Source organism: Dyadobacter frigoris (genome assembly GCF_005280585.1).
In the GTDB taxonomy this organism is placed as follows: Bacteria; Bacteroidota; Bacteroidia; order Cytophagales; family Spirosomataceae; genus Dyadobacter; species Dyadobacter frigoris.
In genome coordinates this window covers 53,217-65,839 of the sequence record NZ_SZVO01000010.1, presented here as the reverse complement: position 1 = coordinate 65,839, position 12,623 = coordinate 53,217, and the positions used below count along the sequence as shown (strand labels likewise).

The 12,623-nt window shown below is 38.9% G+C and carries 13 protein-coding genes; 9 read left to right on the top strand and 4 right to left on the bottom strand.

Going from position 1 to position 12,623, the window contains the following annotated elements; translation table 11 throughout:
• Window positions 1–3: 3 nt before the first annotated feature.
• Entirely contained in the window at window positions 4–1,431 is a 1,428-nt protein-coding gene (locus FDK13_RS20740) for an ATP-dependent DNA helicase (protein ID WP_137341932.1), read from the bottom strand.
• A gap of 140 nt (window positions 1,432–1,571) precedes the next feature.
• Between FDK13_RS20740 and FDK13_RS20735 the strand changes: the two genes are divergently transcribed.
• The 4 genes from FDK13_RS20735 to coaD all read left to right on the top strand — a co-directional run bounded on the left by FDK13_RS20735 (window position 1,572) and on the right by coaD (window position 4,203).
• Window positions 1,572–2,012, top strand: a complete 441-nt coding sequence (locus FDK13_RS20735) for a CBS domain-containing protein (protein ID WP_137341931.1) — start codon at window positions 1,572–1,574, stop codon at window positions 2,010–2,012.
• A 146-nt stretch (window positions 2,013–2,158) separates the two neighbouring features.
• Window positions 2,159–2,650 (top strand): NUDIX domain-containing protein, encoded by a 492-nt coding sequence (locus FDK13_RS20730; RefSeq protein WP_137341930.1) that lies wholly within the window; start codon window positions 2,159–2,161, stop codon window positions 2,648–2,650.
• Between the two features lie 41 nt (window positions 2,651–2,691).
• On the top strand, window positions 2,692–3,597 hold the full coding sequence (locus tag FDK13_RS20725) for a DUF3822 family protein (protein ID WP_137341929.1): 906 nt from the start codon (window positions 2,692–2,694) through the stop codon (window positions 3,595–3,597).
• Window positions 3,598–3,717: 120 nt separating this feature from the next.
• Window positions 3,718–4,203: a pantetheine-phosphate adenylyltransferase gene (gene coaD, locus FDK13_RS20720; RefSeq protein ID WP_137341928.1), complete on the top strand. Its 486-nt coding sequence runs from the start codon at window positions 3,718–3,720 to the stop codon at window positions 4,201–4,203.
• An 85-nt stretch (window positions 4,204–4,288) separates the two neighbouring features.
• Here the strand turns inward: coaD and FDK13_RS20715 are convergent, their stop codons facing one another.
• Window positions 4,289–4,699, bottom strand: coding sequence for a DUF983 domain-containing protein (locus FDK13_RS20715; RefSeq protein WP_137341927.1), 411 nt, complete (start codon window positions 4,697–4,699; stop codon window positions 4,289–4,291).
• Window positions 4,700–4,760: 61 nt separating this feature from the next.
• The gene (locus FDK13_RS20710; protein WP_137341926.1) at window positions 4,761–5,450 is read right to left on the bottom strand and encodes an NUDIX hydrolase; all 690 of its coding nucleotides are present in this window, start codon (window positions 5,448–5,450) and stop codon (window positions 4,761–4,763) included.
• A gap of 56 nt (window positions 5,451–5,506) precedes the next feature.
• Between FDK13_RS20710 and FDK13_RS20705 the strand changes: the two genes are divergently transcribed.
• The 4 genes from FDK13_RS20705 (at window position 5,507) to FDK13_RS20690 (ending at window position 10,629) form a co-directional block, all read left to right on the top strand.
• A complete protein-coding gene (locus FDK13_RS20705) occupies window positions 5,507–6,853 on the top strand; it encodes a hemolysin family protein (RefSeq protein ID WP_445438712.1) in 1,347 nt (448 codons plus the stop codon).
• A gap of 1 nt (window position 6,854) precedes the next feature.
• Window positions 6,855–7,496: an orotate phosphoribosyltransferase gene (gene pyrE / locus FDK13_RS20700; RefSeq protein WP_137341924.1), complete on the top strand. Its 642-nt coding sequence runs from the start codon at window positions 6,855–6,857 to the stop codon at window positions 7,494–7,496.
• Window positions 7,497–7,722: 226 nt separating this feature from the next.
• Entirely contained in the window at window positions 7,723–9,822 is a 2,100-nt protein-coding gene (ppk1, locus tag FDK13_RS20695) for a polyphosphate kinase 1 (protein WP_137341923.1), read from the top strand.
• Between the two features lie 213 nt (window positions 9,823–10,035).
• Complete coding sequence (locus FDK13_RS20690; protein ID WP_137341922.1) at window positions 10,036–10,629, top strand: TetR/AcrR family transcriptional regulator; 594 nt, start codon at window positions 10,036–10,038, stop codon at window positions 10,627–10,629.
• On the opposite strand, the gene epsC is transcribed toward FDK13_RS20690, so the two are convergent.
• Entirely contained in the window at window positions 10,622–11,455 is an 834-nt protein-coding gene (epsC, locus tag FDK13_RS20685; RefSeq protein ID WP_137341921.1) for a serine O-acetyltransferase EpsC, read from the bottom strand. The genes FDK13_RS20690 and epsC overlap by 8 nt on opposite strands.
• A 203-nt stretch (window positions 11,456–11,658) precedes the next feature.
• On the opposite strand from epsC, the gene FDK13_RS20680 reads away from it, so the two are divergent.
• Complete coding sequence (locus FDK13_RS20680) at window positions 11,659–12,564, top strand: alpha/beta fold hydrolase (protein WP_137341920.1); 906 nt, start codon at window positions 11,659–11,661, stop codon at window positions 12,562–12,564.
• Window positions 12,565–12,623 lie beyond the last annotated feature (59 nt).

Sequence of the window (12,623 nt, the reverse complement as noted above, 5' to 3'; positions counted from 1 at the left end):
TTTTTATTTGAAAAAATAAGAATGAAAGTTCATCAAAAAAACTTCATCCGTAGCACGTGTTATTGCGGTGTATAACCAGCGAATAAATTCATTATTGATCTGTTCCTCCGGCAAATATCCCTGGTCGATAAAAACGGCACTCCACTGGCCACCTTGTGCTTTGTGACAGGTAAGCGCGTAAGAAAATTTAACCTGCAAGGCGTTCAGATAAGGATCTTTCCGCAAAGCTTCTGATCTTTCTTTTTTTGATGTGATATAAAAATAATCCGCCAGAACGCTGTCGTACAACTTTCTATTATCCTCAGAAGATAGGGAAGGCGAGGCGGAATGAAGTGTATCCAGCATTATTTTGGCATCAAATTCAGGCTGTTTTTCATAATCCGTTAATCTTAAAACCACATCGGCAAACCGGAAACCGTGGATTTCCTGTGTTTTCTTGATTTTTAATAACTCTACGAAATCGCCGTTTGCTATAAAACCGGCTGGTGAATCTTCGTCTAAAACTGAATAATTATTCCTGACAACCATTAGCCGGTCACCCGCGTCCAGTTCTTCCTCCGAAAAATTAATTGACCTGCGAATGTATTCATTATACTGTACGGCCGATTTATTCGAGCGCGTTAGAATAATCGTATTTTCCTGTCCGTATTTATCAAACGCATAACGCAAACCTTCTTCGAGTTTTTCACCCGTCATCCGGAAAGTGTCGCGGTAAGATTTGGTAATTATATTGACAGTTGGTTTTTCCTCCCGTAACTGGTCGCGCAGTTCTGTTGCATTAAATAATATCCCTGATTGTTCATCCTGGCGCATTACTTCTGTCAGTTCTTCCTCAAAAACAGACATATAGAAATTTTTTTCAAGATAAAGCCTATCCAGCGCCGGGCTCAATTCTTTACCAACCGGCGGAAGCTGAGCCACATCACCAATCAGCATCAATTTATTTCCGGGATTTTCAAAAACAAATTCAATCAGATCAGCAAGCAAACTTCTGTTGCCAAATTCGGCATCATCACTGATCATCGACGCCTCATCAACTATGAAAAGCGTATTGTCATGATAATTTTTTTGCCTTTGAAAAGTCAGGTTTCCTGAAAAAGCATCGGAAGTTTGCTTGTATATTTTCTTATGAATTGTCAGTGCGATTTTCTCGGAATAGTTCGACATCACTTTAGCTGCACGACCGGTAGGAGCCAGCAAAACGGATTTGTAGCCATAATTTTTCAGCACTTTTATTAACGTGCTGATAATTGTCGTTTTTCCGGTACCCGCGTATCCTTTTAGCAAAAAACAGTCGCGGTAACGTTCCAGGCCACTTTCTTCAATTAAAAAATCATCCGTTTTCGCAAAGAAGCGAAGCTGGCCTTTTGTTGGCCTGAAAGGAAATTTTTTAACTAAACTTTGCGAAGGTAATAATTGGCCTGATTCCATGGATACGAAACTACTGGATGAAATTCAATTATCAAAGTCGACACTCAGTAACAAAAATAAACCTTGATTTAATTGGACTTTTTCATAGTATTTCATATATTAGTTTTCGAGTTTATCCATAAACCATAACCGGAACGTCTATGCAAGTATACCAAGTGCTCGCCAAAAAGTCTATTGACGCTATTTTCTCTATCACAAAAGAGACAACTGTTTTCCACGCCTTAGAGCTGATGGCCGAAAAAAACATCGGTGCTGTACTGGTTCTTGAAGACGGGGAACTGATCGGAATATTTTCTGAACGTGACTATGCAAGGAAGGTTATTCTTTTAGGACGTGCATCACGTGATACGCTGGTTCAGGACGTTATGACAACCCGTGTTATAACGGTTGAAACGGATCAAAAAATTGAGGATTGTATGCAAATTATGTCCGACAAGCATATTCGACACCTTCCGGTAAACCGAAAAGGGGAACTTGTGGGTATTATCTCTATAAATGATATCGTGTCTGCTATAATCCGCGAACAAAAGGCCCATATCAGATCTTTGGAGGGATATATTTCGGGGACACCTTACGCCTGATATTTTCGAGCGATCAAATAAAGTCTTTTCTAAATCTCTGTTAGTCAGTTGTTAGGACTAACAGAGATTTTTTGTATCAAATAAAAGGAATAACTTGTCATTTTTGGCAGGTTGGCTATCTTTGTTCCCTTCCTAAAACATGAGTATTGGACGCGGAAAAAAACGAATTAATTGGATTATACGGAAGCCGGCTACGCATACGAGTATGCGGAATTTGCATAGCGGACGCACGGATTCTATTGGTCCGGCATCGGTTTGTAGGAGATGAAAATATCTTCTGGAGCCCGCCGGGAGGTGGTATGCAATTTGGAGAAAGTGCACCGGAGACTTTAAAAAGGGAATTTCTTGAAGAGACTGGTTTGATAGTGGAAGCAGGTGAAATGCTTTTCGTAAATGAATTTATTCAGCCTCCTTTACACGCCATTGAGCTTTTCTTTCAAATTAAAGCTTTTTCAGGTTCAATTATAACGGGTTCGGATCCGGAATTTTCCGAAGCAAATCAGATTATCCGTGAAGTACGTTTTACGTCGATGGAAGAAATTAAGCAGCTTCCCGCGAATCATGTTCACAGTTTATTCCGAAATTGTGATAGCATAGAAGATGTTATGGCTCTCCGGGGTTATCTTGGAGATGATTAAGCTTAGCGTTATTTATATTACAAATACTTTAACATTATATTGTGGCACAAATTGAAAACCAGGCAATTGAAGTAATTCCTACCCTTTTGGTGGGGGATAATTCATTTGATGCAGATGCAATACCGTTTTGTACGTTATGCATTGAAGTGGATGACAGGCGTATACGTTTTTGTATCGTCAGGGATGAGAAAATGGAATGCATCTGGCTGGAAGATTATAATTTTGACGTTGTTTTAAGTCAGGAAGAGGTTTTTGACAGATTGAAAAAAATCTTCACCGGGCATTTACTCTGGTCTTCAAATCATTGGAAAAATGTAAGAATTGCAATCAATTCTCATGCATTCAGTTTAATACCGAGCCTGATATTTGAAAAAGATTCGGCGCCGAGTTATCTTGAGTTTGCCCTTGGACATCCTGTAAATGATGATGAAAGAGTTCTTTATCATGAATTGCCGCTTGTACATGCCAATAATGTTTTCAGCATTCCAAAGGTTTGGTACAACTGGATGGTCACGCATTTTGAATCGTCCGATCTGTCATTTTATCATCTTACCAGCCCATTAATAATTGGTGCATTGGTAAGCCATGCAGAACATCAGGAGATTAAAGTCGTTTCCGTATTTTTGGAAAAAGGATATTTTACGCTTGTTGTTACGGAAAGTGAACAGTTGATTTTGTGCAATCGTTTTAAATTTTCACAGCCTCAGGAACTGGCTTATATCATTTTATTTGCTTTAAATGAGCTGAATTTTTCTCCGGAAGAAATGAAGGTTTTGTGTTATGGCGAAGTAAGTCTTTTGGCGGATAATTATATTGAACTTGGGCGTTTCTTTCCTAATATTCAAATTGGTACCGGCCCGACAACGCTGCGTTACAGTACCCATTGCGGAGATATTCCGGGGCATCGTTACTTCGGACTGTTCAATACCTATTTGGTGTCTTCCTGAAATCCGGCTGCAATTCTAAGTTAGAAAATAATTAAGATTGCATGATATAATGTTTAGTCCTGCTTATTTCAGTATTATCGCATCTGAATTCAGAAACATTTTTCTTTTTTATTTGAATGTATGAAGCGAATAGCGCTATTTCCCGGATCTTTTGATCCTTTTACAAAGGGTCATGAAGATATCATATTACGTGGCTTAAGGCTTTTTGACGAGGTTGTTGTAGGTATTGGAAACAATTCCAGCAAACAACGCTACTTTCCTTTGGACGTCATGAAGGAGCTGATCGAAAGGACTTTTGAAAAAGAAAAAAATGTCAGTGTAATTACTTACAACGATCTTACAGCGCGTGTTGCAAGGGAAATAGGAGCGAAGTTTTTGTTGAGGGGACTTAGAAATACTACCGATTTTGAATATGAAAATGGTATTGCACAGGTCAATCGTTTTGTATATGAAGAAATTGAAACTGTGTTTTTAATTACATCCCCCAATCTGGCACCAATCAGTTCCAGTATTATCAGAGATCTTCACAGGTACGGACAAGCGGTAGATGATTTTCTCCCGTATTCGCTGTCGGAACTCAATAAGCTGAGAGAGAAAAAGAGTTAAATATTTATTGTTTCGATATTAAAAAGTCCCTGATGAAGTAAGTTTTAAACTTATTCTATCAGGGGCTTTTTGCGAGATTTGGATATTATGCTTTTTCAGAAGCCTTTATTTCTTTCGCAATTTTGGATTTCGCAGGATCATATTTTACAAAAATATTGATCCAGATAAGTCGGGCAAGCCTGAACATAACCGGAATGAGAATGACGTAGGAAATTAGAAGTCCTGCAAGTACGTAATTCATATCATAATCCAGGATTACAACAAAACCTACAAAAACGGAAACCATAAGCGCCACAGAAAGTGCGTAACTGACATACATGGAGCCAATATAAAATCCCGGTTCTCTTGTAAATGACTCTTTACAATACGCACATTTGTCATTGAGTTTGTCAAACTTCTTTAAATTATAGGGATTGTTAGTTTTAAAGAAAGCACCTGTCTGACATTTGGGACAGGTGTTGGTAAAAATGCTGTATAATTTGGTACCCTTGAACATGGAATTTCGGACTAATGAATGATGAAAACTGAGGTATAAAAATCCATACCTCAGTTTTCAACTATTGTTCCTTAAGATTTTGAATTTTCTTTAAACTGTCAATTACGTAACGTATTGAACTGAATGAATTGATCAGAATTGATTTTGCTTCTGTCGGCGAATACCATTCCAGTTTTTCAATTTGCTCCTCCGCCTGAGGCTGCATATTGGAGTCGTCCAGACAGTCGAAAAGATACCATTTGGTTCTTTTCAAAATCCGGCTGTTGTTCATGGTATACGTATGCCAGGTTGTACATATTTTATCCCGCACCAACGCTTTTACACCCGTTTCTTCCTCAATTTCACGGACAGCAGCTTTTTTGGAGTTTTCTCCCTTATCTAATTTCCCTTTTGGTAAATCCCATTTTTTGCGCCGAAACATGAAAAGCCACTTGTCTCCTTTAACAACAACACCACCTGAAGCTTTGATGACTTTATACAAACTTTTAACCTTATCTTCCACATCTGCCTTCTCACGGGTAGCCAGGGTAACGGATAACATTTCTTTTGGAAGTTCTTTTTCCAGTATGTTAATTGCCTGAACAGCAGTAGTTGATGTTGCATTCAGGAAAAGTACATGCCCGGTAAACATACTCTTTTGCAGCTTCTCTAGTCTGAGATCGACGATATGGTCAAAGTCAGAAGTTTCTGCCGCAGTTAATTCATTTGTCCGTACAATTCGGAAGGGACGGTCGTCGAAAAAAATAATCATTTGATGTGGGTACGGATGTCGATCAGCAAAATTAAGTAAAGAGTTTAGTTTAGACAGTGATTATTATTGATAAATTTGCAGTAATAATAAATAATAATTTCTTGGAACTCCTTATAATTTTACTTTTAGTGCTTCTCAATGGTATTTTTTCCATGTCTGAGATAGCACTTGTATCCTCCAGAAAATCCCGCCTAGAGGCCGCCGCCCGCAATGGAGATTCGAGTGCCAAAGCAGCTTTAAATTTAGCCAACTCTCCAACGAGGTTTCTTTCAACAGTTCAGATAGGTATTACGTTGATCGGACTTTTGACGGGTATGTATAGTGGTGACAACATCACGTCTGATTTCGAGAAAATGATCGCGACTGTTCCGGTTTTGTTGCCGTATAGCCATACATTGGCTGTGGGTACTGTATTGGTCGTTATAACTTATCTTTCACTTGTTCTGGGTGAGCTGGTTCCTAAAAGAATAGGTATGGCCAATCCGGAGGCGATATCAAAATTCATGGCAAGACCCATGAATATAATTTCCGTAGCCACAGCTCCATTTATTTCGTTATTAGGTTTTTCCAGCGATTTGATCATTCGTTTGCTTAATATCAAACAAAGTGAAAATTCTGTTACGGAAGAGGAAATCAAGAGTTTGATCCAGGAAGGAACTACGGGGGGTGTTTTTGAAGAAATTGAACAGGAAATCGTTCATAATGTTTTTCAATTAGGCGATAGAAAAATAACGTCACTTATGACAAATCGCCAGGAAATTGTCTGGCTTGATGTTGAAGATACAGTTGAAGAAAACAAAGCCAAAGTCCTGGAATCGAGGCATTCTGTTTATCCGGTTTGCAGGGATACTGTTGATGATGTTGTGGGGTTGATCTATATTAAAGATTTGCTGGCAACGGATCTGGAAGTGCAATTGGCTGATCTGACAGAAATATTAAAAGATCCGGTTTATCTTCCGGAAAGCAACAGAGCTTATCAGGCACTTGAAAAATTCAAGGAGCAGAAAGTTTATTTCGGGATTATTGTAGACGAATACGGCGGTTTATTGGGCGTTGTGACGATGCACGATATCATGGATGCTTTGGTAGGAAATATTTCAGAAGAAGATGAAGATGATTCTGAAATTGTTCAAAGAGAAGATGGAAGTTATCTGATTGATGCACAGTTACCTTTTGATGATTTTATCCAGTATTTTGATCTCAACATGCAGGAATCTGAACGTAAGGAATTTGTAGGTTTTAATACGCTGGGAGGATTTGTACTTCATGTACTTGAAAATATCCCCAAAACAGGTGAGACATTTAAATGGAAACACTTTGATTTTGAGGTGATTGATATGGATAAAAGCAGAATAGATAAGTTATTGGTTACTAATAATAAGAAGGACGATTCAAAAGAATAAAATGGCAGAAGAAACCGAAATATCCCGCAGAGTTGCAGAATTACTTTTAGAAGCACAGGCTATTAAATTGAGCCCGGACAAACCTTTTCAGTGGAGTTCAGGCTGGTTATCACCGATCTATTGTGATAACCGTGTTGCTTTATCTTATCCGGATACAAGAACATTTATTAAAAAAGCATTGGCGGATCTGATCAGGTCTGAATATCCTGATGTTGATGCGATCGTTGGCGTAGCCACGGGCGGAATTGCTCAGGGAGCCTTAGTGGCCGATATTCTTGAACTTCCCTTCGCCTACGTTCGTCCGGAGCCTAAGAAACACGGAATGGGCAATCAGATTGAAGGACGCCTTGAAAAAGGGCAGTCTGTGGTGATCGTAGAAGATTTGATCTCAACAGGCGGAAGTTCTTTAAAAGTAGTGGATGTTTTGCGGGCCGCGGGTATTGAAGTGGCAGGAATGGTTGCAATTTTCACTTACGATTTTCAGCTTGCTGCTAATAATTTTGAAGAAAAAGATGTCAAACTAAGTGTTATCAGTAATTATAACGCTTTGATAGCTTCGGCCCTTGAACACGAATATATTACCATGGAACAGGTCGAAAGCCTGAGCCAGTGGCGTGTACAACCCGATGTTTGGGGAAAGTAATAAATGAAAATTGGGAAGGCCTGAAAGACTTGTCTGAGTCTTTCAGGCCTTTTGTTGTTGTAATGAAAGTCCTCCTGAAAAAGAAGGGGAAGTTTCAGGTAAAATATTAATTGTTTAACATTGAATGTTTTCAATACATTGTTATATTTCGAGTGACAATCCAATTCTCCCGCCCTCCCAACTTCATAATCCTGTTGCATAATTTGAATCCTTTTTAGTTTGTTAAATGATTGACGTTTCCTACCCCTATTTTGATACGAATTTAAGCTGGCTCTCTAATAATTTCAGACTTCTCCTGGAAGCGGATGATGATACCGTTCCCGTTCGTGAAAGATTGAAATTTATGGGCCAATATTCGTATCAGATTGAAGAGTTTTTCAGGGTACGTATTCCCAATCTTCTGGCAATGGGAGAGGTTAGCAAGGATATCAGAACAAAATTAAATGTATATCCTGAGTCGCTTTTAGAGCATGTTTATGAAACGGTAGATAATCAGCTCAGGGAATTTAACGAGATCCTGGTTTCGCGAATTCTGCCCTCATTGAATGATCAGGGTGTACATCTTTATTATAAAGAATCTTTTGCCGCTGAACACTTATCATTTGTAAGAAAGTTTTTTATTGACAAGTTATTCAGATACCTGCAACCGGTTTTTCTGGATGGACGCAGAAATTCCAAAATTTCCTTTTTCGAATCAAAAGAGCTTTATCTCATCGTCCATCTTGTTTTTAAAGAAGATCAGGATGAAGACTGGTATGCTGTTGTAAATATTCCGACGGAGCCATTTGGCCGGTTTATAGAAATGCCTGAATACGAAGGAAAAAAATATGTTGCGTTTCTTGAAGATATAATCCGTGAGAATTTACCTGTACTTTTTCCGGGATATGAAATCATCGATTCTTACACATTAAGGGCTGAGAAGGAAACAGAACTTACCATTGAAGATGAATATCCGATGATAATGGCTCAGCGGATTATCAAACAACTGGAAAAAAGAAATTTTGTACAGCCACTTCAGTTCTTTTACGAGTCGGGTATGCCATTGTACATCAGGGAATATTTGTCCAACCGGGCGGGTATGCTCATGAACGAGTTTCATGAACGGGGTGATTATCTGTACATGCAGGATTTGCTGACATTCCCGGCGTTCTCTAAAAAATTGGATTATCCCTATCAAAGGCCCGTTCTCAATAGTGAGTTTGAAGAAACTGAATCTGTTTTTGAATCCATTCAACGTGGAGATCAGTTACTTCATTTACCCTATCATTCCTACAATCCGATTGTACGTTTTTTTAATGAAGCAGCCATAGATCCTTATGTTAAGGAAATCCACGTTTCTCTTTACAAAATAAGTGCAAATTCCTTTATCCTTAATTCTCTAATAAGCGCTTCCAGAAACGGCAAAAAGGTAGTAACCTATGTGGAACTGAACACAAAGCTGGATATTCAGGAAAATATGCAGTGGTCCAGGAAAATGAGGGATGCCGGTGTCAAAATTATTTTCAGCATTCCCGGACTGAAAGTACATGCAAAAATGGCGTTAATAAAACGACGTGTGCAAAAAGGGTGGGAGAGGTATGCATTTCTGGGTACCGGCGGCTTTTATCGTTTGACAAGCCGGGAGTTCGTTGACCACGCGTTGCTTACCAGTCACCGGGAACTGACGAACGAACTTGAATTATTATTTGGATATCTGTACACACAGGACGAACCCAAAAAATATAAGTACCTGCCTTTCAATTTTTTACAGGTAACGCAATTTACAATTCAAAAGAAACTCGTAGACCTGATGGACAGGGAAATAAAAAATTCCAATGCTGGTTTAAAATCCTTTATTACCATTAAGCTTAACCAGATTCAGGATCATACACTGATTGACAAACTATATCAGGCCAGTAAAGCCGGTGTGATGGTTCATGTCATCGTCAGTGAAAGTTGCGGCGTAATTCCTGGTCTGCCTTCGATTAGTGACAATATTACCGTTAGCCGGCACGTGGATCGTTACATGGAAAATACGCGTATTTTTCATTTTGGAAATCGTGGTAATGACGAGATTTATCTTTCATCCTGTGACTGGACATATCGAAATCTGCACCGGCGAATTGATGTTTGCTTTCCAATTCTGGATGAAGTTTTGAAAGGCCAGATGCGGCAGGTTTTGAAAAACTATGTCAATGATAACCAGAAAGCGGTTCGCCTGGATTTGTACCAGAATAATCTGAGAATTCCTTACGATGCCACCGTGCCCAAAGTGCGTGCACAGGAAGCCAATTATCGTCTGACTGAGCGCCTTGAAAGAAATATTAGTATTCGTAAATCTGAATAATTTATTTTAAATTTATAAAAAAATATTACCCTCCAACGTATAATCTTAGATAGCCGTTTCTGAATTCATCAGGCTATTATTTTTTAAAAATTACTTTCAAAGTATCCGGGTTTTTCAACTTAACAGGGTAAAATCCCCTTGAGATGTAAAAACTATATGACTATATTTGAAAGTATGTCACTGTCTCTCAATCAATAAACAAGAATACTCAATATGGGAATAGTAGAGCGAAGAGAACGACTGAGAAATCAGGTTCGGTCCGATATCGTGAAAACAGCTAAGGAAATTGCCCGGGAGGATGGGTGGACTGCCGTTTCGATTCGAAAAATCGCTGAGGTTATTGAATATAGCCCGCCTATTTTATATGAATACTTCGAAAGTAAAGATAAATTACTGGAAGCGATACGGGTTGAAGGTTTTGATTTTCTTCAGGCCGAATTTGTCAAAATAAAAAGTCATTTCAGAAATCCTGAAAAACAACTTTCAGAAGTTGCAAGGTGTATTTGGGTTTTTTCCGTAGAAAACCCGGAAATTTTTCAGGTTATGTTTAATCTGGAAGGTGCGTATTGCGATTCTAAACGGGTTTATTCCCATGCCATGAATATCCGCGATAATCCTGTTTGGGAAATGATAGCCATTTTACGCCCGAAATCGGGAGAAATGGTGACCAAGACCTACTACGAATGGTGGTGCCTTACTTATGGATTTATATCAATTACAATGACAACCCAACCACGTTACGCTTTCGCTCAGGCGGAACCGATCTACATGGAGGGTGTCAGAAGGTTTATAAAAAGTATTATGTAGCAGCAGAACTGGTCTGGCGTACTTCTATTTTGCTTTGGTGATAAACCTGGGAATATGGAGGTACGCTGCGAACCAGCCAGGCATTCCCGCCAATAATAGAATCGTGTCCAATGACGGTCTCTCCGCCTAAAATAGTGGCATTGGCATAAACAACCACATTATCTTCAATCGTTGGATGTCTTTTCTTTGACGCCAGTGACTTGGAAACATGTGTAGCGCCGAGGGTAACGCCCTGATACAGTTTTACATGATTACCAATAATCGTGGTTTCTCCGATAACAATTCCCGTTCCGTGGTCTATAAAAAAGGAATGACCGATTTCCGCATTTGGGTGAATATCAATGCCAGTTTGGCTATGGGCAAATTCTGTCAGCATTCGTGGTAATAACGGAATGCCTTCCTGTGCAAAACTATGCGCAATACGATAGGTCGCAATCGCGGTAAAACCGGGATAAAGCGCAATTACTTCTTCAATACTAACCGACGCCGGATCATTTTCTGTAATGGATCTCGCATCTTTCAAAAGCATCTCATACACTTCCGGAATACGGTCAAAAACGGAATCCAGAATTTCTTCCCGGCTTCTTCCCAGCTGCGGAGTTAACGGAGCCAGCATACAATCCAGGCGATTTCTGAGTTCGAGAAATGCTCCCTGCAAATCTTTTGCCTTATCATTTTGCTGACAATCCTGACTAATAGGAAACAGAAAATTGATTAATTTCTGAATAAAAAGACCTGCGTCGTGCCTGGATGGTAGTTTGTATTGAAAAGTAGTATTTTGTTCATTTAGTTTTTGAAAAAATAATTCCTGCTGGTGGTTGTTCATTATTCCTTATTTTTTTGTAATTCTTTTATCGGAAACGGCACTGTTTTTGTATTGATATAGGAGAAACACAAAAAGCTGCCGAAAGATTATATTTTAGTTAATTCTTTTAAAATTCTTGGGGTAAATGTGTTTTTTGTCTACATTCTATCGTATATAGAATATGAGTTGTGAAGTTATAAATTCTTGGAGTAATCAGGAAACTTATGTTACGTGTTAAAAAATTTCAGTCCTTTTTTATAATAATATTGCTGGCGTTTGCCCTTACATCTTGTTTTTCCAGATATCTTATTTCTGAAAAGCAGGTTCGGCGGCATTATGCTAAAAAAGATATCCGTCCGGAAATACAGATCATTAAAAATGATACCCTTTCACTTTGTATAGCGAGCGTGGGTAATGACACACTTCCGATGCTGCTTCTGATTCACGGAGCGCCGGGTTCTTTATGGGGTTATATGAATCTAATGGATGACCAGGACCTGCAAAATCATTTTCATATTGTTTCAGTTGACAGGGTTGGTTATGGGAAATCTCGCCTGAAAATGAAAAAAAAGCGTAAATATGTTACTTCAATTGAAACACAAGCGCGGGCTTTACTACCAGTATTTACACTCAATCATTCCGATCAGAAGGTAATCGTTTTGGGCCGTTCTTACGGAGCTCCGATTGCAGCAAAAATGGTTTCACTTGTACCTGAAAAAGTAAAAGAACTGATCATGGTTTCTCCGGTTATTGATCCCGACAAGGAAAAATTCTACTGGTTTTCAAAGTGGGGAAGAAATTCACTGGTTCAGCTTTTTTTACCGGGAGATTTCAATACGGCCACTGCTGAAAAATATTCTCATTCAGATGAGCTGAAAAAGTTGCTACCCGTTTGGCAGAATCTTCACGTTCCTACAACCGTCATTCAGGGGGGCAACGACTGGATTGCTGATCCTTCCAATCTTGATTTTGCCAGGAAAAATATTAAAAGCAAGAGGTCTCAATATATTTTTCTTAACAATGCGGGTCATATGATCACCTTTACGCATTTGAATATGATTAAAGAAATGCTTCTTCGTAGTCAGCTGTTTAAGGAAAAAATAACGGCGGTTGATATCAGCAACGAGTAGTTATGAACCCGGTTTGAAAAGTATTTCTGGCTATTGGGATAATTATAAGTAAATTTCTA

What these genes read in the sequence shown, in the direction of transcription:
- FDK13_RS20690 (WP_137341922.1), top strand. Translation starts at nt 10,036, where the DNA reads ATGGGAATAGTAGAGCGAAGAGAACGACTGAGAAATCAGGTTCGGTCC.
- coaD (WP_137341928.1), top strand. Translation starts at nt 3,718, where the DNA reads ATGAAGCGAATAGCGCTATTTCCCGGATCTTTTGATCCTTTTACAAAG.
- FDK13_RS20740 (WP_137341932.1), bottom strand. Translation starts at nt 1,431, where the DNA reads ATGGAATCAGGCCAATTATTACCTTCGCAAAGTTTAGTTAAAAAATTT.
- epsC (WP_137341921.1), bottom strand. Translation starts at nt 11,455, where the DNA reads ATGAACAACCACCAGCAGGAATTATTTTTTCAAAAACTAAATGAACAA.
- ppk1 (WP_137341923.1), top strand. Translation starts at nt 7,723, where the DNA reads ATGATTGACGTTTCCTACCCCTATTTTGATACGAATTTAAGCTGGCTC.
- FDK13_RS20710 (WP_137341926.1), bottom strand. Translation starts at nt 5,450, where the DNA reads ATGATTATTTTTTTCGACGACCGTCCCTTCCGAATTGTACGGACAAAT.
- FDK13_RS20735 (WP_137341931.1), top strand. Translation starts at nt 1,572, where the DNA reads ATGCAAGTATACCAAGTGCTCGCCAAAAAGTCTATTGACGCTATTTTC.
- pyrE (WP_137341924.1), top strand. Translation starts at nt 6,855, where the DNA reads ATGGCAGAAGAAACCGAAATATCCCGCAGAGTTGCAGAATTACTTTTA.
- FDK13_RS20680 (WP_137341920.1), top strand. Translation starts at nt 11,659, where the DNA reads ATGTTACGTGTTAAAAAATTTCAGTCCTTTTTTATAATAATATTGCTG.
- FDK13_RS20715 (WP_137341927.1), bottom strand. Translation starts at nt 4,699, where the DNA reads ATGTTCAAGGGTACCAAATTATACAGCATTTTTACCAACACCTGTCCC.